This window comes from Paenibacillus sp. NPDC057886, from assembly GCF_042796655.1.
Lineage (GTDB): Bacteria > Bacillota > Bacilli > Paenibacillales > Paenibacillaceae > Paenibacillus.
On sequence record NZ_JBHVMZ010000001.1, the window covers coordinates 60200 to 85145 of the forward strand.

Sequence of the window (24946 nt, forward strand, 5' to 3'; positions counted from 1 at the left end):
GACTCTTCAGAATCCGGCCAGATAGGTGGAGTATTCCAGCATCGCTTTGACCGAAGGCCGGATTTTGCTCTCGTTAAGTGGTGTATTATCGTTCTTGGATGGTTTGGAATTCACTTCAAGTAGCCAGACCCTTCCGCTGGTGTCCAAGGCAAGGTCGATGCCGAGTTCACCGAAATGGGCTGGGATGGCGCCTTCAATGCCTTTGGCGATATCCAGCGCCGCCGTATGCATTCCTTCATAAGCTGAAGCTTTGGCTGATCCGGACAATTGGGTTTTGGCTACAGCTTCCTTGACGGTGCTGAGACTTCCACCTCGTGCCAGGTTGGATACATAGTGACTGCCGCCAGCAGTACGTGCGACGATGGAAGTGACACTCCATTTGCCCGTACGGTTTTTTTGCACAAGCGCACGGAAATCTACGGGTCTGCCGCTGTTATCAATAAGGGAAAGACCCTGTTGGATCTGGTAGCGCGTTGTTTTCATTTTCCCGGAGAGACTGGCATACAGTTTATCCAGAGAAGCATACGTTTGTTTACGGGTACCCCCAACGCTTGTAGCGAGGGTGAGGAAGCTGCCGTCGCTTTGACGGGAGACCCGGATGATACCTTTGCCAAGCGACCCGCGAACTGGCTTCAGAAAGACTACCGGATATCGATTGCACATCGTTTTAAGCGTGGCGGAAGCTTTGAGCAAATGGGATTCGGGTAATACCCTCTTCAGTGTTGAAACGGACTTCAAGGCATCGAATACTTCATTTTTGTCCAGAAACTTTTCGTTGAAGGTTTGTGTACCGTAGAGCGATTTTACTTCTTTCATAAAATGCTGTACGCTAGGTTTGTTCTCAAGCTTCCGGGACGTCAGCCGGTTATTGACGACGTCTGCTATAGGCAGAACGGTCTTTTTCCAGCCGTCATCATACACCCAGCCTTTCATATAACCCGTTACCGCTCCAATATCCTCCGGTGTGAAAAAGGATACATAGGCGCCCTTCTTCCGGCAGGCGTTCACCAGTTCTTGACAGAACATCGTGATGGAGCCAAAGGGCCGATCGGGCTGATCGGGGTAATCCTGGCTAACTAATACACTGATGTAAGGTCCAAGGCGCAACGTACGGCTGGCTGAACGATAAGATATGCTCAGGATCGAACGGGGAACAAGGCCGGTCTTGCTGGCTACCGTCTGATTGATGCGCAGACCGTCATACCTGGGAACAGGGATGACAGTGACCTCACGGCGGAAAGAGCCGAATTGCAGCTGAAGCGTTCGGCCAGAAGGGATTTTAAGCGCCTTGAGCACCCCTTCGCCCAGCATGATGACGTCGTCCTGCAGGATGCCCGAGCCGGTAACCTGAATCGTTACTTTTTTAGTGGACATCACGGATCTCCTTCCGGGCGGCAACTTGATGTCTGATCTTGAAGTTGAACGGCATCTGAACATGGCATGTGCTTCATCATATGAGGACATATAACCCTTGGTGATTGACCCATTTGGATTAAATGCATTTGATGCTCGGCAGGTAATGGATGGCATGTTTCCGCAACCTTTGTTTGACGGAAGTGAAATACGTGTATTAACACGGGTGAACGTTGCGATGAGAATACGAATGGATAACAGAAGAACAACCCAATTTGAGGAGGAATTATAGTGAACATTTATGACAAAGCCAATGATTTGGCCAAAGCACTGAGAGAAAGCAGCGAGGTGGAAGAAATTACTTCTGCGATGAAGCTGATCGAAGCAGACCCGGAAGCAAAGGCTATGCTGGATAATTTCCGTGACCAACAGATGGAATTGCAACAACGTATGATGAGTGGGGATATGCCTGCACCGGACGAGATGGAGAAAATGGAGAAACTGTTCGAAGTATTGAGCCTGAACCTGAATATCCGTCGTCTGTTTGACGCTGAACGTCGCCTGAGTGTCATTATCGAAGACGTGAACAAAATTATTGCAGACAGTCTGGGTCATCTGTACGGTGGCGCTGAAGCCTAAACCTAAACCAAAGCTAAAGCCTTGTCCCGTTTTTTTTGCCTGAACCTCTCATATTAGCTCCTTATCGTTCATAGACTAGACATATAGAGTCGATCAAGAACGAAGGAGCTGTGAATGGTGAAAAGGTTGAATAAAACAAAACATGTGATTTATCTGCTTATCGCGTTGTCGATGCTGGTCATTGCGTTGCCGCGGATTTCCTTTGCTGGTGGAATGGACTGGGTTAATATTTTTGGCATCGTATGGGTGCTGTTCTCGTTATTAATCATTGGTGCACATCTGCATTTTATTCTTGGTGTGGATGAAGAGAAGAAGCGTGCACTGGAAGCTGTTCGGCGGGCAAAGCTGCGGCAGTGGGAAATGAAACTGGTGGACAAGCAGGAACAGAGCAAATCTGTATAAGGTTTGGAGCACATACGACATGGTTATAGAGATGGTTCTATCTGTCTAAGTAAGGCCGGATTCCCTTTGGTATGAAAGGGATCGGTCTTTTTTTATACCCGTAATTCGCTGTTCCGATTATTCAGATCAATGTAGCGCGGTTCTTTAGGAGAATGGTGTGTGGTATGGGGTTATTTTCCTAAGGTCGTGTTATAATAGATACAGAATAGTACAGATGCATCTTTGGGGGTGGTACAGATGGACGGACAGGAAGAAAACGTGACGAAGCACGAACAATTGCTTCAGCATATTGAACAACTGAAGGTAGGCAGTAAAATATCGGTGCGCGGACTGGCGCGGGAGTTGGGCGTAAGCGAAGGAACAGCATATCGTGCGGTAAAAGAGGCAGAGAACTTCGGCCTGGTCGTGACCAAAGAACGAATTGGAACGGTGCGGATCGAAAAGAGACCTCGCGGCATGACAGAGCAGCTGACTTTTGCCGATGTGGTAACCATCGTCGAAGGTCATGTGCTGGGTGGAAGTGACGGTCTGGCCAAACCGCTTCACAAGTACGTCATCGGTGCGATGAAAGAGCAGGCCATGGCCCGTTACATTGACGCGGGAAGCCTGTTGATTGTCGGGAACCGGGACAATGCACATTCCCTTGCCCTCGAACAGGGCGCAGGTGTATTAATTACAGGTGGCTTCGGTACAAGCCGTGAAGTGAGAGTGATGGCTGATGAGTTGGGTCTGCCCATCATTTCCTCCCGACATGACACGTTTACGGTGGCTTCAATGATTAACCGTGCGATCTTTGATCGACTGATTAAGAAAAAAATTATGCTAGTAGAGGATATCATCGGTCAGAAACCACGCCTTCAGGTGCTTAAGGTGACCAGTTCAGCCGCGGATTTTCACCTGCTGGTTTCTGAAACGGGAGAGCATCGCTTCCCGGTAGTAGATGAATGGAACCGGGTTATCGGTATTGTAAGCCTCAAAGATGTCAGCGAGTTAAAAGAGGATCAGAGTATTGAGAAGTGTGTTGTACGTCGCCCGATCACAGCTTCGCTGCAAACCTCACTGGCTTCGGCTGCACAGATCATGACGTGGGAAGGCATTGACTTTCTGCCGATTGTGGATCGGAACCGTAAACTGATTGCATCCGTCACACGTAAGGAAGTATTGCAGGCGATGCGTGATGCACAGAAGCAGCCACAGCTTGGAGAAACGTTTGATCATCTGATCTGGAACGGATTTGCGGAAGAGCGCGGAGAGCAGAACGAATTGTTTTTCCACGGATTCATCATTCCGCAGATGGCGACAGACCTCGGTACGATCTCGGAAGGCGTTCTGCTGAATGTGATGACACAGGCGGGACGGCGTGCAGCCTGGGACGTTACAGGAAACGACCATGTGGTGGATAATGTAACAACGTATTTTGTTCGTCCGGTACAGATTGAAGATCAGATTCTGGTTCGTCCAATTATTCTGGAGACGAGTCGCCGGACCTGCAAAATGGATATTGTCATTTCCCGTGATGGGAATGTTGTATGCAAAGCGGTGATGACCCTGCAATCCATTGACCATGCCTAGAAAAGCGAGAGGTCCTGGATTCGGAAAATATCATGAGTTCAAGAAAAAGAGAGTGCCCTCTTATCGAAAGAGCGAACTGTACCCCGAAATTAACGTGGTTCAGGCTTGTTCGATAGATGAGGGTACTCTCTTTTTGGCACAACGCAATGACATCCCGCTAAATGCATCAGGCAGATTGCCCGGATGTCTTGCCAGTTCCACCGTCTGCATGCTGCTGAAGGCGGGCATAGTAACTGCGGTTACGCAATCCGGCAAATAAATTGTACGCTCCCATAATCAGAAATAGCGCTTCCACAACGACGGATAGCGTAGAACCGGTAAACACAAACATCAGGATGAGGGCAAGAATAATCAACATGCTACCCATCCAGATGTTGGTCCATGAGCGATAAAGACCTGTGGCGATGGGATCAGTGGTCCTGCGTGAACGAATGCTGTTCAGAGCTGAGCAGACCATGGCCAGGGCAAAGATGGCAATTAGGGCATATTTGAGTACATCGATGAACACAAAGACGCAGCTCCTTTTCTGGAAAGCATTTACTGTCCTTATTGTACCATGCAGGCAGAGAGCAAGGGCAGTTTTTTTCCGGGGCTGTCATCCATTTTTTAAGCCGGAACGTGCATCCGAATCTGTACCCAAACTTGCAGCACACCTTCCATCACCAGCATCGTTTTCACCTGGGCGGTATATTCCTTTTCTCTGACCGTGTACACTTTTTGGTTCAGCATGATCCGCGTCATTTTGCTGTACTCATCGATATTGAAGACGTCGCGCCCCCGGAGAACCTCAAGTTCATCCCCCAGTTTCTGCAGCATCACTTTCAGGGAGGCCTCGTCCGGACCTTTGTCAGAATCTTCTGCACGGACCTTGATTTCCTTGATGACGGTTTGGCGTTTGCTGTATTTTTTCAGCGTTTTAATATCCTCCTCATTCTGATGCAGCTGAAGCTGCAACTCCTGATTGTTGAGCCACAACTCGTTGTAACTCAGGTGAAATACACCGTTGTACACGACACAACCGGCGATCATTCCCAGAACAAAGACAGCAGTCATGCGCATAAGCGGGCGGTAACGTGCAAAAGGCGGGATTCTCATGGGCGCTGTCCTGGAGGCATACTAACCCCGTCCTCCACCGCAAACCCATTTCACGAGTTCAGTACCCATGTGGGCGCCCATAAATGCGGATATCAGGTACAAAATTTGTTTGACTGCCGGAGACAGGTTGCCGTCCAGCACGTTGCTTTCGATCACCCGCATCGGATCGATTGTACCGCCAACCGCCGCTGCGAGCGCCCAAATTTTAATTTTCCCAGCGACATCAAGCATCGTCTGTGTCGGAGGCTGGAGAGAGACCACTGCTCCTATACCTCCAATCATCGCGCCGCCCAGCACGATCCCAAACGCAATGAAGAAATCAAGAATGGCTTTGGACAAAAATGTGCTCATCCGGCAACACCCCTTTCAGACCCAGCAGCACACCTCCTGTCTTCGGTCCGTAACAGGGGGAGCGGCTTGTACTTCTATTGTATGGGCGTGCCCCCGAACGTTATGATAAAATAGAATAATAAAGCACTCTTTATTAGAATGAATCCTTATATTTCATTCATTTCATTTATAACAGCATTTTTGCATGAATACAGAACGCAACTTTCGGTCTGAACCGAAGGATGACAAATACGGATAGAAGAAGATAGTGCAGCAACCACGTGATGCAAGACGTTTGCTGCGACTGTCCATGGTGAAAGGAAGAAAAAAACATGAGTTCTTTTGTGCATTTGCACGTTCACAGTGAATATAGTTTGCTGGACGGCGCTGCGCGTATACCGGATCTCGTGAATAAGGCCGCGGATCTCGGAATGACTACGCTGGCATTGACCGACCACGGTGTAATGTATGGTGCCATCCCTTTCTACAAAGCATGCGTTGAGCGAGGAATTAAGCCGATCATTGGATGTGAGGCTTATATGACTGCCGGGTCTCGCAAAGAGCGGGGAAGCCGGAAGGATCAGCCGATCCATCATCTGATTTTACTGGCCAAAAATATGACGGGTTATCGCAATCTGATGAAACTATGCTCCATTGGACATTTGGAAGGCTTCCATTACAAACCACGTATTGATATGGAGAGTCTCGCTACCCATCACGAGGGTATCATCTGTCTAAGTGCTTGTCTGGGGGGAGAGGTTCCCCAGCATTTGCTGCATGGACGAGAGGAAGAGGCGAAGCGTGCGGCGCTGCGTTATAAAAATATTTTTGGTGCCGATTTCTATCTGGAACTGCAGGATCATGGGCTTTCTGAGCAAAAAAGAGTGAATCCCCAACTGATTCGTCTGGCAGCAGAGCTGGATATTCCACTGGTGGCGACCAATGATGCGCACTATCTGTCCGAAGAGGACGCCGAGCTCCAGGATGTGTTGATCTGCATCGGGACAGGGAAAACGGTAGATGACGAGAATCGGCTGCGCATCGGAACCAATCAGCTTTATCTCAAGAGTGAACAAGAAATGGCGCGTTTGTTCCCCCATGTGCCCGAGGCATTGGAGAATACGGTTCGCATCGCGGAGTCGTGTGAGTTGCAGCTGGAATTCGGCAAATCCATTTTGCCGGAGTACAGACCGCTTCCTGAAGGGAAAAGTCCTTCTGCCTATCTGCGTCAGTTGTGCGAAGAAGGAATGGAAGAGCGCTATAGTGAATCATCACGTTGGACAGATACGGAGCTCAGAGCCGAACTTGAACAGCGGCTGGATTATGAGCTCCGGGTTATAGACAGTATGGGGTTCTCGGATTATTTCCTGATCGTATGGGATTTTATCGCTTATGCTCACGCGCGCGGCATTGTTACCGGGCCGGGCCGGGGCTCCTCGGCAGGCAGCCTGGTGGCATATACCTTGCACATCACGGATGTTGATCCGTTGAAGTATAACCTGCTCTTCGAGCGGTTTTTGAATCCGGAACGGATCTCCATGCCCGATATCGATATCGACTTCAGTGATGAGCGGCGGGATGAGGTTATTAATTATGTGGCGCTAAAATACGGCAAAGCCCATGTCGCCCAAATCATTACCTTTGGTACGATGGCTGCCCGTGCAGCCGTTCGGGACGTCGGACGTGCACTCAATGTGCCTTACGGCGAGGTGGACAAGGCAGCAAAGCTGATTCCTGCACAGCTTGGCATTAACATTCAGCGGGCAATGGAAGCAACACCTGAACTGAAGGCTCTGTATGAGACCAAGCCCAAAACACGTGAATTGCTCGATATGGCGATGAAGGTGGAAGGCATGCCTCGTCATGCTTCCACGCATGCGGCAGGGGTTGTCATCTCACGTGATCCGCTGACGGATGTCGTTCCGCTTCAGGAGGGCAGTGAGGGAACGGCCTTAACGCAATATTCCATGGAAAACCTGGAGTCCATTGGACTGCTCAAAATGGACTTCCTTGGTCTGCGTACCCTTTCAATTATTGAACGCTGTCTGCGCTGGATTGGTGAAAATGGCGAAATTCCGGATTTTCGCCATATTCCGGACGACGATGCACTCACGTATGAGATGCTTGGTCGAGGCGACACCATGGGGATATTCCAGCTCGAATCTGCAGGGGTACGACGTGTCCTGAAGGAGCTAAAGCCAAGTGTATTTGAAGATATTATTTCCGTACTGGCCTTGTATCGTCCGGGTCCAATGGAGTTCATATCCAAATACATTCAGGGCAAACATGGCCAGATCGAAGTGGATTACCCCCATGCAGATCTGGAATCCATCCTCAAGGATACGTATGGCATCATTGTATATCAGGAACAAATTATGCAGATTGCTTCCCGGATGGCAGGCTTCTCTCTCGGCGAAGCTGATTTGCTCCGCAGAGCGGTTTCCAAGAAGAAACGGGAAGTACTGGATCTCGAACGTGGACATTTTGTTCAGGGCAGTCTGAAGCAAGGATACAGCGAAGCGGAGGCAGACCTGGTCTATGACATGATCGTCAAGTTTGCCAACTACGGTTTCCCGCGTGCCCATGCCGCTGCGTATGGCGTGCTGGCTTTCCAGACGGCTTATCTGAAAGCACATTATCCCATTCATTTTATGGCATCCATGTTAACAGCCGTGATGGGCAGTCACCGCAAAGTAGCGGAGTACGTTGTGGAATGCCGACGCATGGACATTGAAGTACTTCCACCGGATGTGAATGAAAGCGGCATTCTGTTTACACCTGTGCTTGCATCATCCAGCAGCACCAGGACTGGACAAGCGGTCGAAACCCAACGTTCAGGAGGAGACCGTAGTGAGGGCGATACAGCAAGTCCTGCGATGGAACATGCCGTACAAGATCAAGATCATTATTCGGGACAAGCGGAGTACGGTGAAGTGCCTCTGCCGGATGACCCGGGTCCTGCACCGGACGAAGACGGTGGTGCATATGAGTGGCAGGCAGCGACGGCTGTGCCAGAGCAGTCCGAGGATCGGATTCATTCGGGCGTAGTGACTGTTTCTACAGCAGAACGCCTACATGGGACTGGGGAAGAGGAGTCCTCGCACGCTGAACAGCATGAAATGTCTGGTGTACAGGAGCAAGATGGATTGTCGGATCACAATTCGGATGTGGATAAAGCAACCGGGGCGATACGATTCGGTCTGGCTGCGGTGAAAAATGTAGGTACCCAGGCGATGGAGAGTATCATGATTGTACGGCAGGAAAGATCGTTCGACAGTTTGCTCGATTTTTGTCGTCGCGTCGATTTGCGTGTATGCAACAAACGTGTGATTGAATCGCTTATTCAGGCTGGAGCCTTTGACACATTGCCTGGGCACCGTGCCCAATTACTGGCGATGCTGGATGAGACCGTGGAGGCGGCTCTGAAATGGCGGAAGGAACGCGAGGACCTGCAAATTCAATTGTTTGATTTTGTCGAGACGCCGAACTGGGAGATTGAATATCCCGAAATTCCGCCTTATTCCGGGAGTCAGCAGTTGGAGCTGGAGCGTGAGCTGTTAGGTTTGTATCTCTCTGGTCACCCATTGGATGACTACGAAGATGTGCTTGAATCCAGCGGCGCAGATCGTATTATGGAGCTGACGGAAGCGGCTGACGATACGATGGCCGTGGCAGCCGGGATGGTCGTGTCTGTGAAGTCGATTACGACGAAACAGGGCAAGGCTATGGCGTTCATGGAGCTGGAAGACCAGATCGAACGCTGTGAAGTGGTTCTCTTTCCCGAAGTATGGCGGCGCAGCCAGCAGCATGTCGGGAAAGGTGAACTGCTCGTCGTGCGTGCCAAGGTGCAGCAGCAGGACGAAGGGTTTAAGCTGCTGGCTGAGGAAGTGGCGCCGCTGTCACCAGCGGCACTGGAACAGCAGCTGCGCAGCCGCGAACGGCGCGGCAAGCCCGGCAGCGGCAGCGCTTCGCGCCCGGCGGCTCCGCCACGGCAGGCGGCTGGCGCGGGAGCCGGAGCGCAGCGCAGCAGCGCAGGCGTGAATGCTGGAGCTGCACGCAGCAGCGGAAGCCAGGGCCCGGCAGCGACGCACAGCGCTGGGGGCGGGCCTGGGGCGGCCAATGCCAATGGGGCCGCTTCCGAGGCTCGCCGGGCCGCTGAGGCCGCCGGCGGCACGGAGCAGAGCCGTGAGCCGCGAGTGGTGGAGCAGCGGGTGTTCGTGAAGATCACCCCGCAGGCGGAGAAACCGGAGCTTCTGGCCCGACTGAAACAATTGCTTCAGCAGCATTCGGGCCCGGTGGCGACGGTGCTCTTCTACGAACAGCAGCAGAAGTTGCTTGCATTAAGTGATGCCTATCGGATTAAACCTTCACCCTCTTTGTTCTCCGAGATGGAGAAGATGCTGGGAGAGGGCACGGTCAAAATAAAATAATAGGGTCTCTGGCCATGCTCAAGACTTTAGGACACCCTCATATTCCCAATGATAAAACCTGTTCGGCCAACTGCCGAGCAGGTTTTTTTGTATTTATTTTACCAATTCCATCAGATATGCAGGCGAAGGAGATATTGAACGCACGCAAGAATGTAATATGTGAATCTTTTTACATAATTTATAGGATAAACAGACTGCCATAGCGAATGCGCATTCCGCATTTTTTATGAACATTTTGCGAGTTTGCCGCATACACTTGAGAACACCGAAGGACCTGGGGGTCCTCGGGGGAGCGATGCGGGAGGTCGAGATATGTCATATGAAATCGTAGAAGCCATGCTGGCCCGGCGGGGTGTACAGATTGATGCAATCGCGGAAATTGTATATCGTCTGCAAAAAGGGTACCACCCGGAACTGACTATGGATGACTGTGTCACCAGTGTAAAATCGGTATTGCAGAAACGAGAGGTGCAATATACGCTGTACACAGGTATAGCCCTCGACGAGCTTGCTGAGAAACGCCTTTTGCCGCAACCATTGCAGGCGATTATGGAGGCGGATGAATCCCTGTATGGAGTGGACGAGACTCTTGCTCTTGGCATTACCCATGTGTATGGTATGATCGGTTTAACCAGTTTTGGTTATCTGGATAAAGAAAAGATTGGTGTCATTCATGATCTGAACGAAGCAGGACCAGCTATACATGTTTTTCTGGACGACCTGGTTGCCGGGCTCGCTGCTGCTGCTTCTGCCCGAATTGCTCACAAAAATATTAAAGCCAAGAAATATCCATCGGATATCTGATTTACTTCATTTGTGTTTTCCTTCATTTGTTATCTTTTGTTTGTTGAATGGAAGGTCATCCGGGGCGGCTTTTGCTGCCCTGAGGGGCCTGAAATTCCTTTTTTGAAAAGGAAAGTCCTAGGAACATTGCATCAACCATATCGGTTATCCTCGCGGGACAAATGTCCCTCTAGATCTCGTTTTCTCCCCAAAGGTCCCGAACCCTTCCTTGCAGAAAAAAAGTGAGGTATGTTATCATTAGTCCAATATACGGGCTCTGAACATTAGCTTAGGGGGCGGACATGGCATGTGGACGGTGATTTACATTGCACCGACAGCAAAGGTTGCGGACAAGATTAAGACCAAGCTTTCGGAAGAAGGTTTTCTGGTACAGACCCGTCCCATCAGTTTATCCAAGCAGCAATTTGAGATTCGCGTCCCTTCAGGGGAATTGGAAGAGGTTCAGGAAGTGCTGAATTCGATTCTGCATTCCTGATTCATTCGATATCAGACGTGCCTTGGCAGATGAAGAAGTACCAATGGTACATAAGGGACTGACCGCGTAAGCGGAAAGAGGAATCGACTTGCATGTATTGTATGCTGCTGTCCTTCCTTCTTTTTTTGTTAGGACAAGGACCGACCAGATTGCTCCCAGAGACCCTACCAAGACAGATTCAAACATCAGCGCAACAATCTTTCGGTTATTGCAGGTAACATCAATCGTGCTGACAGAAGCCGCTGATCCTTGCCTTATACCGGCGGATTTTTTTGTTGTGAATGCTGGACAAGGCCCATGGCAGCGTATGGGTCGTAAGCGGTTTACCGCAGCGCGCGGATGAAGTTGCTACATGCAACGGACTGCAGGTTGCGGCCATCAAATCAACGGCTGGAGAGGTGTAGTTGTGTTCAAAGATATATTCCAAAAAAAACGGAAGTACGCCACCATACCTTCCGAGCGTGCGCTTCGTGGCGAAGGTCAGGAAGCTGGAGAACGTCCAAAACGGGAAATACCTGAAGGGCTTATGAACAAGTGCAGCAAATGCGGCACGATTCAATATAGCAAGGAATTGGAAAAAAACCTGAAAGTATGTCCGGCTTGCGGATACCATATGCGTTTGAACGCAATGGAACGTATTGTTATGGTTCTAGATGAGCAAGGGTTTGTGGAGCATGACGCTGATATGGTATCGGTTGATCCGCTTGACTTCCCTGGATATAGCAACAAACTGGAACAGCAGCGCCTGAAGTCAGGACTGAAGGAAGCTGTTATTACGGGTGAGGGAACCATAGAAGGGTTGCCTGTGGTTGTTGCTGTGATGAGCTTCGACTTCTTCACCGGCAGTATGGGTTCAGTTGTAGGGGAGAAAATTACCCGTGCCATTGAGCATGCAACAGAGAAACGCTTGCCTTTGATCATTTTCTCAACATCTGGGGGTGCCCGGATGCAAGAGAGTATTCTTAGCCTTATGCAAATGGCGAAAACAAGCGCGGCTTTGTCCCGCTTGGATGAACAGGGCGGGTTGTATATTTCGGTCATTACCGATCCGACGACAGGTGGAGTTTCGGCTAGTTTTGCGAGCCTTGGTGATATCATTATTGCCGAGCCGGGAGCTGTATTTGGCTTCGCTGGTAGAATTGTTATTGAGCAAACGATCCGCCAGAAACTGCCTGATGATTTCCAGACGGCAGAATTTAATTTGCAGCACGGCCAGCTGGACATGGTGGTCCATCGCAAAGAACTTCGAGCCACCCTTGGCAAGCTTCTAGACATGCATAGTGAAAAAGGAGGGGTCTAAATGGCGGGTGAGTTGCCATATGAAGCGCCTCTGGTTGAGATGCGCAAAAAGATTGAAGAGCTCGTACAGTTTGGACAGGAAAAAGGCATCGACTTCACCGACGAAATTGCCCGCCTGGAAGAACGTTATCATAGACTCGAAGAAGAGATTTATTCCGGCATAACGGCTGCCCAGAAAATGCATCTGGCGCGGCATCAGCAGCGTCCGACTGCACTGGATCTGATCCAGTTGATATTTACCGATTTCATTGAGTTGCACGGTGATCGCATGTTCGGAGACGATCTGGCGGTTGTTGGCGGCCTGGCGAAGCTGAACGGAAAAACAGTAACAGTCATTGGTCAACAGCGAGGAAAAGATACGAAGGACAATATCGCCCGTTTTTTTGGGAGCGCACATCCGGAAGGATTCCGAAAAGGACTGCGTCTGATGAAGCAAGCGAACAAATTTGGTCGTCCAATTATTACATTCGTTGATACTAAAGGGGCATATCCGGGTAATACTGCTGAAGAGAGAGGTCAATCGGAAGCTATTGCCCGTAACCTGCTGGAAATGGCGAAGCTCTCGGTGCCTGTTATTATAGTGGTCATCGGCGAAGGCGGAAGCGGCGGGGCCCTAGCTATGGCTGTGGGTAATCGTGTGTTGATGCTGGAGCATGCGATTTACTCTGCGATCTCTCCGAACGGTGCTGCGTCCATTCTTTGGAAAGATGCATCCAAGGCAGATCAGGCGGCCGAAGCGATGAAAATAACGGCCAAAGACCTTCTGGAGATGGAGGTCATTGAAGAAATAATTCCTGAGCCACGCGGTGGTGCTCATCGGGATTATGAAGAATCTGCGGCTGCAATCAGCGAGGCTTTGGTTCGTCATCTGGACGACATGAAAGGCTGGAGTGGTGACCAATTGAAGCAGGATCGGTATGAGAAATTCCGTAAAATTGGATCAGTCACGTTTGAACCAGAGGTGCAGATTGAAGCCCCTCAAGTACCTGTTGAAGTCGATACAGCAGGTAATTTGTCGGGAAATGCTGAATGATGTGACGAATTTTCTATACAAATGAGCAAAAGTATAGTAAATTTAATAGTTGGAAAAAGAAAAAGAGATAAAAAGATAGACCTTTAAAATCGGAGGAAACCCAAAATGCGCAAAACAAAGATTGTATGTACGATTGGTCCATCCAGTGAATCATTGGAGAATACCAAAAAATTGATTATGGCCGGTATGAATGTGGCCCGTTTGAACTTCTCCCACGGTGATTTCGATGAGCACGGCGGACGGATCACAGCAATTCGCCAAGCATGCGAAGAGCTGAACAAGACAGTAGCGATCTTGCTGGACACCAAAGGACCGGAAATTCGGACAGGTAAACTCGAAGTGGAGCCAGTCGAACTGGTTCAAGACGAGTACATCACTTTGACAACAGAAGAAATTCTGGGAACCAAAGAACGTCTTTCCATTACGTATGCAGATCTTCCGAGTGATGTTGAACCGGGATCTACAATTCTGATCGACGACGGTCTGATCGGACTGACTGTGGTGGAAGTGCAAGGCACCGAGATCAAATGCCGTATCGTTAACGGTGGTACGATCAAAAGCAAAAAAGGTGTTAACGTTCCGGGCGTTGCCATTTCTCTGCCGGGTATTACTGAAAAAGATGCTAACGATATCGTATTTGGTATCGAACAAGGTGTCGATTTCATCGCGGCTTCTTTTGTTCGTAAAGCAAGCGACGTCCTTGAGATTCGTGAATTGCTTGAAAAACACAATGCTGGACATATCCAAATCATCTCCAAAATTGAGAACCAACAAGGTGTGGACAACCTGGATGAAATCCTGGAAGTGTCCGACGGCCTGATGGTTGCTCGTGGAGACCTGGGTGTTGAGATTCCTGCGGAAGAAGTACCATTGGTACAAAAACGCATGATCGAGAAATGTAACGTTGCAGGCAAACCGGTTATCACAGCTACACAAATGCTGGATTCCATGCAACGCAACCCGCGTCCAACACGTGCGGAAGCAAGTGACGTGGCCAATGCGATCTTCGACGGTACAGATGCAATCATGTTGTCTGGTGAGACTGCTGCGGGTAAATACCCAGTTGAATCCGTTCTGACCATGTCCCGTATTGCCGAAAAAGCAGAATCCGCTCTGCCTTATCAAGAGCTGTATCTGAAACAACGTGTTGCTCAACAAACAACAGTTACTGAAGCAATCAGCCAATCTGTTGCCCTGTCAGCTCAAGATCTGAACGCTAAAGCGATCATTACTTCGACTGAATCGGGTCATACAGCACGCATGATTTCTAAATATCGTCCAGAATCTCCAATCATCGCGGTGACAACGGAAGACAGAACTTCCCGTCGTCTTGCACTGGCTTGGGGTGTAACACCAGTCAAAGGAAGACTTGTTGATTCCACTGACGCTTTGTTTGAAAATGCAATTGAAGGCGGCGTGAAATCCGGACTTGTAAAAGAAGGAGACCTTGTTGTTATTACAGCAGGTGTACCTTTGGGTCGTTCCGGTTCCACTAACCTGATCAAAGTAAGCCAAATTCCAAACAACGCATAATCGAGTTTGGACGAAAGCAACAGGAAAGAAGCAATGGGGCGTTTGCGTCCCGTTGCTTTTTTTCCATCTTTATGACACTTTAGCGCCGCTGGATACGTAAGAATGTGTATATCGAAGGAGGCCAGTAACGTGCAACAACAAAGCAATGGCAGTTGGTACACGGCACGCCTTCGCGTGCGTTATCAAGAGAGTGATCAGATGGGTGTGGTCTATCACGCCAACTATTTGAATTGGTTTGAAATCGGTCGAACCGAGATGATTCGCCAAATGGGGTATACATATCGTAAAATGGAGGAACAGGGGTTACTGCTTCCGGTAACCGGACTGGATGTGAAATATCATAAACCTGCCCGGTATGATGATGACATCGTCATTTTCACCCGTATTGCTGCATTTAGTGGTCTGCGACTGAACTACGAGTATGACATAAGGCGCATGACTTCAGACCTGAATGAGCAGATAAGCATCGGGCAACGAGTATGGTCATCTGAGGAGTCCCTTCCTGGTGAACGGTTGGTTACAGGCTCTACCCAGCATGTATGGGTCAATGGGGACTGGAAGCCGGTCAGGCTGGATAAGGCAGCTTCTGAGCTCTACAGCGCGCTTGAGAAAGTGTGGCTTTCAGGAAAGGGGTAATACGTAATGCGAAGATGGATGTGGGCCCTGCTATTAATCATTCCGGTGATTGAACTGTTTGGTTTCATTCTTATGAGTGACTGGATTGGAGCCGGAAAGACATTGCTTCTCATGATTCTCACGTCCTTGATCGGTATAGCAATGTTGCAGTTTGAAGGACGAAAAGTACTTATCGATGCCAAATCCGAGATGGAGCGCGGTAAAGTGCCCGGAAGGAAAATGGTTGATGGACTTTTTATTTTTGTCGGTGGTTTCCTACTGCTGATTCCAGGATTTATCACAGATCTGATCGGATTTACACTGTTGTTTCCAGTAACCCGTTCAGTGTACCGTCTATTCTTCCTGGGCTGGCTGGAGAAGAAAATGAGAAACGGAAGTATTAAGTTTTATCGTGGTCCAAAACAATAGGATATACCAGCCTCAGTTAAAGAAAGGCACCTACCACCAGATTCAGTCTGATGAGCGGTGCCTTTTTTAATCTTGATTATATGCGCATGATAGAAAACAGAAATCATGATTTCATCGGACACGTCCGTTAATAATATATGTTCGGAGATCACGGAATACGTTCGCTCGATTGAATGCATCAAGGATAACGAGGCTTACAGGGCCGATGATCAAACCGAGTACACCAAACAGTTTTAATCCGACAAACATGCCAACCAATGTGGCGAGAGGGTCCAGGCCGACACTGCTGGCAAGCACTTTGGGTTCAATGATTTGGCGGGCAATCAGCACTATGAGATATACAATACTGATGCCGATCCCCAGGTACAGGTCTCCATTCATAAGCAGGTATGCTGCCCAGGGAACCATCACCAGACCAACGCCGAGATAAGGAAGCAGATCCACCAGACCGATAAGCAAAGCGATCGTGAAGGCAGACTTAACCTGGAGCACAAGCAATCCGATCATGACAAATAATGCGGTGATGGAGATCATGATCAACTGGGCTCGTGCATAACCGAACAGTGCTTTTTTGAGATCATTCCATATGTCGGTAATCGGTTTGCGAATGGATGAAGGTACCCAACCTGATACAGTAATGCTGTGTCTGTTCCAGCTTTTGCTGATAAAAAAAGCGGAGAGCAGAACCACGATTAATACGGCTCCCATATTGGGTAGAGAAGTGAGCAGGTTCAGGATCATGTTGAAAAATCCGGTGACCAGATCCGTTACTGCTGTACCTACCGTTTCGGTTGTTTTGCTGATATTACTGTTAATGGTCTCCTGATAGTTGGGATTTTCCTTGTAAAATTCATTGATCTGTCCAATTAAACTCTGAATCGTGTCATTTTGGGTCCAGCGGACGAACGTAGCCTTAATCTCATCGACATGAAGGTCGAAGCTCGTCGTTAGTGAAATCACTTCCTTTACCATACGGGTTACCGCAGCGGACAATACGACAACAATGGCCCCGAAATAAATGATTAGTGATAAGGTTACAGCCAACCAGCGAGGAAATCGGGCCTTGTATTGAAGCAACTTTACCAGAGGATTCATCGCATAGGCGATAACCCAGGCAATGGCAAAAGGATATAACAGTGGGAACAGCAGGTATATGGCAACAGCAATGAGTATGGTCGCGATAATCACCCATAAGCCGCGCAGTAGGCGTTTCATTATGATTCTATCCAAGCATCAACTCTCCTTATTCCATTTCAAGCTATCCATAAAGGAAACGCTGGAAAGCTATCTAGTTAATATAGAGCAAATACAGTGATTTGAAACGCCAGGATGTCGTCGATTTATATCTTTTCTTTTGCCTAGAGTATGCCTTATATTCACAAAATATAGCAATAGAAACTTGATTTATAGCATGGATTTATATAAAAAGAATAAAATGTCAACCTTGTTTTTGTAAAGGTTTTCAAAAATGCTTTATCAGACCGATAAAGAAGTTTGATGTGCGGATGACCTCGCATCATGTTCACATAAACGACAAAATCCAGTATGATGAGAGAAGGAAATACCGATTGACAGATATGAAAACCGGATATTGAGGTATTTATTAATTTTAAAATGTAAATGGTTACAAAAGAAGGACGAGTGCGTTTAAGCACGTAGATGACACTCTGGATGGGTTCTTGATTTCGTTTATTAAAGGAGAGATGTAATATGACAGCTACCAAAGGTCTGGAAGGCATCGTTGCAACAACCTCTTCGATCAGCTCCATTGTAGACGGTGTGCTTACATACCGTGGTTACGATATTGACGATTTGGCTGAACATGCAAGCTTTGAAGAAGTTGCCTATTTGCTGTGGTTTGGTAAATTGCCGACTACCGATGAACTGAAATCCCTTCGCAAAAGCCTGAGCGATTACGCGCCGATTCCGAGCGAGTTGATTGCACAAATCCAATTGTATCCGAAAAACATGAGTACCATGGCAGCACTGCGTTCCGCGGTATCGGCACTGGCTCTGTACGATGAGCAGGCTGATGAGATGACAGCGAAAGCGAATGAGAACAAAGCGGTTAAGCTGCAAGCGCAGTTGCCAACCATTGTGGCAGCCATAGCCCGTATTCGTCAGGGCAAAGAACCTGTGGCTCCAAAAGAAGGCGCTTCCATCGCAGAAAACTTTTTATATATGATGACTGGAGAACAACCAACCGATACCGCTGTTAAAGCCCTTGATCAGGCGCTTGTCCTGCATGCGGATCACGAGTTGAACGCTTCTACATTTGCAGCACGTGTAACAGTAGCTACGCTTTCCGACATCTATTCGGGAGTAACTTCTGCGATTGGCGCATTGAAAGGACCATTGCATGGCGGTGCGAACGAAGCCGTTATGAAAATGCTGAATGAGATTGGTACACCTGATCGTCTGGAGGCGGCTATTCAAGAAAAATTGAACAACCGTGAGAAGATCATGGGCTTTGGACACCGTGTATACAAAAATGGAGATCCACGTGCGAAACATCTGCAAAAGATGTCCAAGGAACTGGGCGAAATGAACAACGATACACGACTGTATGATATGTCAGTGAAGATCGAAGAACTGGTAACAGGACAAAAAGGTCTGAAACCAAATGTAGATTTCTATTCCGCTTCCGTGTATACCCAATTGGGTATTGAAGAGGTACTGTTTACACCGATCTTTGCAATTAGCCGGGTATCAGGTTGGACTGCTCATATTCTGGAACAGCTGGCGGACAACCGTATTATTCGTCCACGTGCCGAGTACACAGGCCCAACAGATCAGAAGTACGTTTCAATCGAACTTCGCTAATGGCATCAAAACCAGTATAATAAAAAAGGACGGGGTGAAGGGTGTAACCTGCTGGCTAAAACTAGCAGCATGTTTATAACCCTTCCTCCAATAAGACAAGCGGTGTGTTATCATACTGTATCTACGAAACCCAAGGAGGAATTATACGAATGAAATTAGAAAAATTTGCTCACCCAACTGAAGGCGAAAAAATTCAAATTGATAACGGTACACTGCAAGTACCTAATAACCCGATCATTCCATTTATTGAAGGTGACGGTACAGGCCGTGACATCTGGAAAGCTTCCAAACGTGTATTGGATGCAGCTGTTGAAAAAGCATATGACGGCAACAAAAAAATCGCATGGTATGAAGTATTTGCTGGCGAGAAAGCCTTCAATACATACGGGGAGTGGCTGCCAAACGATACGCTTGAAGCCATTCGCGAGTATATCGTAGCGATCAAAGGACCACTGACTACACCAATCGGCGGCGGAATTCGTTCCCTGAACGTAGCGCTTCGTCAAGAACTGGATCTGTACACTTGTTTGCGTCCTGTTCGCTACTTCGATGGTGTACCTTCTCCGGTTAAACGTCCTGAGCTGGTAGACATGGTCATTTTCCGTGAGAATACGGAAGATATCTATGCGGGTATTGAATACGCAGAAGGTTCCGAAGAAGTGAAGAAAGTAATCCAATTCTTGCAACAGGAGATGGGTGCCAACAAAATCCGGTTCCCTGAAACTTCCGGTATCGGTATCAAGCCAGTTTCCTCTGAAGGTTCCAAACGTTTGGTACGTGCAGCAGTGCAATATGCCATCGATCACAACCGTAAGAGCGTTACCTTGGTACACAAAGGCAATATCATGAAATTTACTGAAGGTGCCTTCAAAAACTGGGGTTATGAAGTTGCTGAAGAAGAGTTCGCTGACAAAGTGTTCACTTGGGCACAATACGATATTATCAAAGAAAAAGATGGTACGGATGCAGCAAATGCAGCTCAAAAAGCAGCTGAAGATGCTGGCAAAATCATCGTGAAAGATGCTATTGCCGATATCGCTCTGCAACAAGTACTGACTCGTCCAGGCGAGTTCGATGTAATCGCAACGTTGAACCTGAACGGTGACTATCTGTCCGATGCACTGGCTGCACAAGTTGGCGGAATTGGTATCGCTCCAGGAGCTAACATCAACTATTTAACAGGACATGCTATCTTCGAAGCTACTCACGGTACTGCACCTAAATATGCAGACAAAGATGTCGTGAACCCTGGTTCCGTTATTCTGTCCGGCGTTATGTTGCTTGAGCATCTGGGATGGCAAGAAGCGGCTAACCTGATCTACAAAGGTATGGAAACATCCATCAACAACAAAACAGTTACTTATGACTTTGCACGTCTGATGGACGGCGCTACTGAAGTGAAATGTTCTGAATTTGCTGATCAAATCATTAAAAACCTGTAAGGGGAGATGTGAATCGTGACTATTCAGCGCAAAAAAATCACAGTAGTCGGCGCCGGGTTTACCGGAGCTACAACGGCTTTGATGCTTGCCCAAAAAGAACTCGGGGATGTTATTCTAGTTGATATTCCACAATTGGAAAACCCGACTAAAGGTAAAGCGCTCGACATGATGGAAGCTAGTCCTGTTCAGGGATTCGACAGCAATATCGTCGGTACTTCCAACTACGAGGATGCTGCAGGTTCGGAGATTGTTATTATTACGGCAGGTATTGCCCGTAAACCGGGTATGAGTCGTGACGATCTGGTCAATACGAATGCAGGAATCGTAAAGTCCGTTTGTGAAAATGTGAAAAAATATTGCCCTGATTCCATCGTCATTATTCTAAGCAACCCGGTAGATGCAATGACATATGCAGCTTATCAGACGCTGGGTTTCCCTAAAAACCGCGTAATCGGTCAGTCCGGTGTCCTGGATACTGCGCGTTATTGCACATTCATTGCGCAAGAGCTGAATGTATCGGTTGAAGATGTCCGTGGATTCGTTCTTGGCGGTCACGGAGACGATATGGTACCACTCGTTCGTTATTCCAGCGTTGGTGGTATTCCAATCGATACCCTCATCCCGGCAGAGCGCATTGAAGCCATCGTACAACGCACACGTGTTGGCGGCGGTGAGATCGTTAACCTGCTCGGAAACGGCAGCGCTTATTATGCACCGGCAGCTTCATTGGTGCAAATGACCGAAGCCATTTTGAAAGACAAAAAACGAATTATTCCGGTTATTGCTTACCTTGAAGGGGAATATGGCTACAATGACTTGTTCCTTGGTGTGCCAACCATTCTGGGTGGTAGCGGAATCGAAAAAATATTTGAACTGGAACTGACTGCTGAAGAAAAAGCGGGACTGGACAAATCTGCGGATTCGGTTCGTAACGTCATTTCAGTAGTAAACCTGTAAGTTTGAAAACTTTTTGACAGGAACAGACAGAAAACCTTCGGATCATCCGGAGGTTTTCTTTTCTTTGGATAAGTTCCCCAGTATAATGAGATGTGATGTATAGCACACTGACTGAAATTTCTGAGGAGGATGGACATTTTGACAATGATTATGTATCTGCTCCATATTATTGGAGCACTGGCGATGGGCTTCTATCTGATCTTGCCATTCGTGGTTGGCAAAATCCGTACCTTGAGTGTTGCCGCCCAAGAAGGAGCATTTGCATCGCTCCGTTCATTGAACCGTATCGCGCAGTACGGACTTGTGATTCAGCTTCTTACGGGTGGTTATTTGATGACCAAGGGTGAGTATTCCTATCTGTGGATGGGCGTGGTAGTCGTTCTGTTGCTGGCTATTGCGGCAATCGGTGGCATTATGGGTAAACCGCTACGGCTGGCAGCAGAGGCTGTGAAAAGCAATCGTGACGTCAGTGCAGAGCAAAGCAAGATTCGTACGTTCAGCACATTGCTTGCTGTATTCCTGCTCATTATGGTGTATCTGATGGTGAATAACCAGGTTATCTAACAACAGCTGCGAACGAGTTTTATTTACGAGCTGAACTTAAAGCGTTTGCACTTCAAACGCTGGGACAAGCTGAATGAGAAAGTAAGGTCTTGAACCGTATTGAAATAGACAGCCCAGAGGCTGTCTATTTTTGTTCACCTGGTCTTGATTAATGTCTGACCATCAGCAAGGGGTATAGTTTTGAATTAACGACATAATTTGGGGCACGTAGTTATACTCTACATTTTAGTTAACCCAGGCTCACAGCGTGGGAAAATACGGTGTTACGACCGTTACGCTTGGACTCATATAGTGCCGTATCGGCATCGCGCAGCAAGGATTCCAGAGAATCGGACCCTCCATTATATTGTGCTACTCCGAAGCTTGAAGTCAGTGGAATACGAGTACCCTGTACCTCCAGCGGGTCATTTAACAAAGCCACGCGTAACTTCTCAGCGAGCTGTTCACCATCTTGGAGGGATGCATTTGGAACTGCGATAACAAACTCCTCTCCTCCATAACGTGCAAACAACATCTCCGGGTTCAGATAACGATTACATACAGAGACTACATGAATGATGGCCTGATCACCAACGTCATGTCCATAAGTGTCGTTAATTCGTTTGAAATAATCAATGTCAAATAATATAAAGGCCGCAGGCTGCAGATTAAGCTGGGCTTCGCCCAGTATCTCTCGACCTCTGAGCAGGAACTGCGTACGGTTATATATTTTGGTGAGACCATCGAAGTAAGCCAGTTGCTTCAGTTGTTCCTGAAGGAAACGTTGCTCTGTAATATCAATCAGCATTATCAGAGTACCGACGGCTTGTCCTTCTTTGTTATAGACATAGGAGGTTCTGACCTGATAACAGACGGTCTCCCCATTCAATTGCCAGTACAGATCAGTTTGCAGACCTTCTCGGCCATATTCCACCGGAAAGGTCTCGCCGGCAAGCGACAGCCATATATCGTTCAGATATTGACCCACCATGCTCAAATCAAGCTCTGGAAGCATATCACGCAGAGATTTGTTGTAGTCGACGAGACGGTTGGAACTATCCAGTACAATAACGCCTTCACGCATACTCTCAAAGATACTATCCTTGGCAATAGGTACGATGGTTAGCAGACGGGACGAGAGAATAGCCCATATGTACATTGCGGATGTGATACACATGAGAACCGGAACAGGGTCCATACCACCTGGGGTCAGACCAAGCAAATACACAAAGGACGCTACCATGGGAATAATCTGTGAAGTGATTAGTGTGAGTAACTGACGACGATACATCTTTTTGGTATGTCTCCATTGTCTGATGAGAATAAGGCAGGCACATAACAGACAGGAAAAGGTGAATGCACCGTGAACGACGTACCATTGCCCTATGGCAATATCCATCAGAGGGACGGAACTGTCTTCTCTTAGCCATACTCTTTTATAGAAAAGATGATGAAAATCATTTGTTGCCACCATGAACAAGGTAATGGAAGGGATTACAAACAGCGCCGCAGAAGCTTTTTTGGATAACTTTTTACCAGTGTATTGCATCATGAGCATCAGTCCAAGAGAGGCGGAGAAAGGTATGCCGATGTATTCGACGACCGTCCAGAATTTCATCTGTTCCAGTGTATTGCTGGCGAGTTCAATCGCGTATCCGAAGGTGTAAACAGACAGAGCTGCTGTATAGAGAATGAATATTTTCGAACTGGGGATTTCTGCTCTTCTAACATAAGTATATAAACACAGAAAAACATTCAGCACAGCTGAAGTTGCTACAAGTGTTATATAAGAATTAATGTGCGATTCCATGGGTTAGGTCTCCATATTAGATCAGAATATTTGCTTAGTTGGGCAGTATGACAACTTCATTCAAAATGGATTAATGTAGTTTTAAAGCTTATCTGTCTACTGTACATTGTACATCAGCCCATAAGTCATAGGAATACAATTTGGGCGGTGAAACAGTTCAATTTCGGAAAAATTTCGAATGTTGGCAAAATAGGTCGAATTCAATGCGGCTTTGCCTCAGTTGACAGCATGTCTGCGAGAAACGATAAAGAAACAACCATTTTAGTATTGGGAATTTTTCTGTTTGACCCCCAAAAGGGAGTGGTAAGTAAGTAAGTAAGTAAGTAAGTATCGAGACAACAGACAAGGACTTTGGAACATGAATGTTGGAAAAGGGAATAATCTGCACTGTTAATGCCATCCTACAGAATGAGACTGGATCAGACATTCCATTTTGAAAGGAGAAATGCCAGATGTCAACCGACACACAAAACAAAAAGACGATGCCTGCCCAACATCAGGATCAGCGCCCGGGTATCGAATCGGAGATGCACCCCAAACCAGAGTTTGAGAAACCTGAATATAAAGCAGCCGGAAAGTTGTTACATAAGGTTGCTTTGATCACGGGTGGAGACAGTGGAATTGGACGTGCTGTTGCCGTCACATATGCGAAGGAAGGCGCGGATATAGCGATTGTATACCTGAGTGAGCATGAGGATGCAGAAGAGACCAAGCGTCAGGTCGAACAGGAAGGACGCAAATGCATATTGATTGCCGGTGACATTGGTGACAATGCCTTTGCCAAGAAATCCGTGCAACAAACAGTTAATCAACTGGGCAAGCTGGATATTCTCGTGAATAATGCAGCGGAGCAGCATCCCCAGCAGCAGTTGGAGGATATTACTCCAGAACAGTTGGAGCGTACGTTCCGCACAAATATTTTTGGCATGTTTTATATTACACAGGCTGCTCTGCCACATCTCAAGAAAGGCAGTACAATCATTAATACAACCTCCATTACCGCATATCGCGGAAATCCGACGTTGATTGATTATTCATCTACCAAAGGAGCAATCACTTCATTTACACGCTCCTTGTCGATGAACGTTGTTGAGAAGGGAATTCGTGTGAATGCCGTCGCTCCAGGGCCGATTTGGACCCCGCTCATTCCATCCACATTTGACGAGAAAAAGGTCAGCGAATTTGGCGCTACTCAGCCGATGAAACGTCCAGGGCAACCGAATGAACTGGCTCCAGCTTATGTATATCTCGCTTCGGATGATTCTTCCTACGTGAGCGGTCAGGTGATGCACATCAATGGCGGCGAAGTGGTGAACGGGTAATCCATTGACGACGTGTTTCAAATGAAGGCGTATCGTTACC

22 protein-coding genes are annotated in these 24946 nt (G+C 47.8%); 16 read left to right on the forward strand and 6 right to left on the reverse strand.

Features of this window, described 5'->3' with window-relative positions:
* Positions 1 to 6: 6 nt before the first annotated feature.
* A complete protein-coding gene (locus ACFVQB_RS00285; protein ID WP_379434356.1) occupies positions 7 to 1374 on the reverse strand; it encodes a YheC/YheD family endospore coat-associated protein in 1368 nt (455 codons plus the stop codon).
* Between the two features lie 270 nt (positions 1375 to 1644).
* Between ACFVQB_RS00285 and ACFVQB_RS00290 the strand changes: the two genes are divergently transcribed.
* The 3 genes from ACFVQB_RS00290 (at position 1645) to ACFVQB_RS00300 (ending at position 3966) form a co-directional block, all read left to right on the forward strand.
* Entirely contained in the window at positions 1645 to 1992 is a 348-nt protein-coding gene (locus ACFVQB_RS00290) for a YlbF/YmcA family competence regulator (RefSeq protein WP_076289793.1), read from the forward strand.
* A 114-nt stretch (positions 1993 to 2106) separates the two neighbouring features.
* Complete coding sequence (locus tag ACFVQB_RS00295) at positions 2107 to 2394, forward strand: hypothetical protein (protein ID WP_379434358.1); 288 nt, start codon at positions 2107 to 2109, stop codon at positions 2392 to 2394.
* Positions 2395 to 2631: 237 nt separating this feature from the next.
* The gene (locus tag ACFVQB_RS00300; protein ID WP_064639320.1) at positions 2632 to 3966 is read left to right on the forward strand and encodes a DRTGG domain-containing protein; all 1335 of its coding nucleotides are present in this window, start codon (positions 2632 to 2634) and stop codon (positions 3964 to 3966) included.
* Between the two features lie 166 nt (positions 3967 to 4132).
* Here ACFVQB_RS00300 and ACFVQB_RS00305 read toward each other — a convergent pair whose 3' ends face one another.
* From ACFVQB_RS00305 to ACFVQB_RS00315, 3 genes are all read right to left on the reverse strand, one after another.
* The gene (locus tag ACFVQB_RS00305; RefSeq protein ID WP_379434360.1) at positions 4133 to 4474 is read right to left on the reverse strand and encodes a YtpI family protein; all 342 of its coding nucleotides are present in this window, start codon (positions 4472 to 4474) and stop codon (positions 4133 to 4135) included.
* 98 nt (positions 4475 to 4572) lie between these two features.
* Positions 4573 to 5061, reverse strand: coding sequence for a sporulation membrane protein YtrI (locus ACFVQB_RS00310; RefSeq protein WP_379434362.1), 489 nt, complete (start codon positions 5059 to 5061; stop codon positions 4573 to 4575).
* 21 nt (positions 5062 to 5082) lie between these two features.
* The gene (locus tag ACFVQB_RS00315; RefSeq protein WP_024629128.1) at positions 5083 to 5412 is read right to left on the reverse strand and encodes a YtrH family sporulation protein; all 330 of its coding nucleotides are present in this window, start codon (positions 5410 to 5412) and stop codon (positions 5083 to 5085) included.
* A gap of 311 nt (positions 5413 to 5723) precedes the next feature.
* Here ACFVQB_RS00315 and ACFVQB_RS00320 point away from each other — a divergent pair, with 311 nt between their 5' ends.
* From ACFVQB_RS00320 to ACFVQB_RS00355, 8 genes are all read left to right on the forward strand, one after another.
* Positions 5724 to 9821: a DNA polymerase III subunit alpha gene (locus tag ACFVQB_RS00320; RefSeq protein ID WP_379434364.1), complete on the forward strand. Its 4098-nt coding sequence runs from the start codon at positions 5724 to 5726 to the stop codon at positions 9819 to 9821.
* A gap of 312 nt (positions 9822 to 10133) precedes the next feature.
* Positions 10134 to 10625: a phosphatidylglycerophosphatase A family protein gene (locus ACFVQB_RS00325; protein WP_024629130.1), complete on the forward strand. Its 492-nt coding sequence runs from the start codon at positions 10134 to 10136 to the stop codon at positions 10623 to 10625.
* Positions 10626 to 10911: 286 nt separating this feature from the next.
* On the forward strand, positions 10912 to 11100 hold the full coding sequence (locus ACFVQB_RS00330) for a hypothetical protein (protein ID WP_017689496.1): 189 nt from the start codon (positions 10912 to 10914) through the stop codon (positions 11098 to 11100).
* Between the two features lie 406 nt (positions 11101 to 11506).
* Entirely contained in the window at positions 11507 to 12400 is an 894-nt protein-coding gene (gene accD / locus ACFVQB_RS00335) for an acetyl-CoA carboxylase, carboxyltransferase subunit beta (RefSeq protein ID WP_379436199.1), read from the forward strand.
* Positions 12401 to 13432, forward strand: coding sequence for an acetyl-CoA carboxylase carboxyltransferase subunit alpha (locus tag ACFVQB_RS00340; RefSeq protein ID WP_379434367.1), 1032 nt, complete (start codon positions 12401 to 12403; stop codon positions 13430 to 13432).
* A gap of 105 nt (positions 13433 to 13537) precedes the next feature.
* Positions 13538 to 14965: a pyruvate kinase gene (gene pyk, locus ACFVQB_RS00345; protein ID WP_379434368.1), complete on the forward strand. Its 1428-nt coding sequence runs from the start codon at positions 13538 to 13540 to the stop codon at positions 14963 to 14965.
* A gap of 102 nt (positions 14966 to 15067) precedes the next feature.
* Positions 15068 to 15601 (forward strand): acyl-CoA thioesterase, encoded by a 534-nt coding sequence (locus tag ACFVQB_RS00350; protein WP_379434370.1) that lies wholly within the window; start codon positions 15068 to 15070, stop codon positions 15599 to 15601.
* A 6-nt stretch (positions 15602 to 15607) separates the two neighbouring features.
* On the forward strand, positions 15608 to 16009 hold the full coding sequence (locus ACFVQB_RS00355) for an FxsA family protein (RefSeq protein ID WP_090895391.1): 402 nt from the start codon (positions 15608 to 15610) through the stop codon (positions 16007 to 16009).
* Positions 16010 to 16120: 111 nt separating this feature from the next.
* Here ACFVQB_RS00355 and ytvI read toward each other — a convergent pair whose 3' ends face one another.
* Positions 16121 to 17239: a sporulation integral membrane protein YtvI gene (ytvI, locus tag ACFVQB_RS00360; RefSeq protein WP_379434372.1), complete on the reverse strand. Its 1119-nt coding sequence runs from the start codon at positions 17237 to 17239 to the stop codon at positions 16121 to 16123.
* Positions 17240 to 17719: 480 nt separating this feature from the next.
* Here ytvI and citZ point away from each other — a divergent pair, with 480 nt between their 5' ends.
* From citZ to ACFVQB_RS00380, 4 genes are all read left to right on the forward strand, one after another.
* Complete coding sequence (citZ, locus tag ACFVQB_RS00365) at positions 17720 to 18832, forward strand: citrate synthase (RefSeq protein ID WP_379434374.1); 1113 nt, start codon at positions 17720 to 17722, stop codon at positions 18830 to 18832.
* A 149-nt stretch (positions 18833 to 18981) separates the two neighbouring features.
* Entirely contained in the window at positions 18982 to 20274 is a 1293-nt protein-coding gene (gene icd / locus ACFVQB_RS00370) for an NADP-dependent isocitrate dehydrogenase (protein ID WP_379434375.1), read from the forward strand.
* Between the two features lie 15 nt (positions 20275 to 20289).
* Positions 20290 to 21231, forward strand: a complete 942-nt coding sequence (mdh, locus tag ACFVQB_RS00375) for a malate dehydrogenase (RefSeq protein WP_379434376.1) — start codon at positions 20290 to 20292, stop codon at positions 21229 to 21231.
* A 138-nt stretch (positions 21232 to 21369) separates the two neighbouring features.
* Positions 21370 to 21795 carry a hypothetical protein gene (locus ACFVQB_RS00380; protein ID WP_181586571.1) on the forward strand — a complete coding sequence of 142 codons (426 nt, stop codon included), beginning with the start codon at positions 21370 to 21372 and terminating at the stop codon, positions 21793 to 21795.
* Positions 21796 to 22024: 229 nt separating this feature from the next.
* On the opposite strand, the gene ACFVQB_RS00385 is transcribed toward ACFVQB_RS00380, so the two are convergent.
* A complete protein-coding gene (locus ACFVQB_RS00385; RefSeq protein ID WP_379434378.1) occupies positions 22025 to 23584 on the reverse strand; it encodes a histidine kinase N-terminal 7TM domain-containing diguanylate cyclase in 1560 nt (519 codons plus the stop codon).
* Positions 23585 to 24036: 452 nt separating this feature from the next.
* Between ACFVQB_RS00385 and ACFVQB_RS00390 the strand changes: the two genes are divergently transcribed.
* On the forward strand, positions 24037 to 24906 hold the full coding sequence (locus tag ACFVQB_RS00390) for an SDR family oxidoreductase (RefSeq protein WP_379434380.1): 870 nt from the start codon (positions 24037 to 24039) through the stop codon (positions 24904 to 24906).
* Positions 24907 to 24946: the final 40 nt, after the last annotated feature.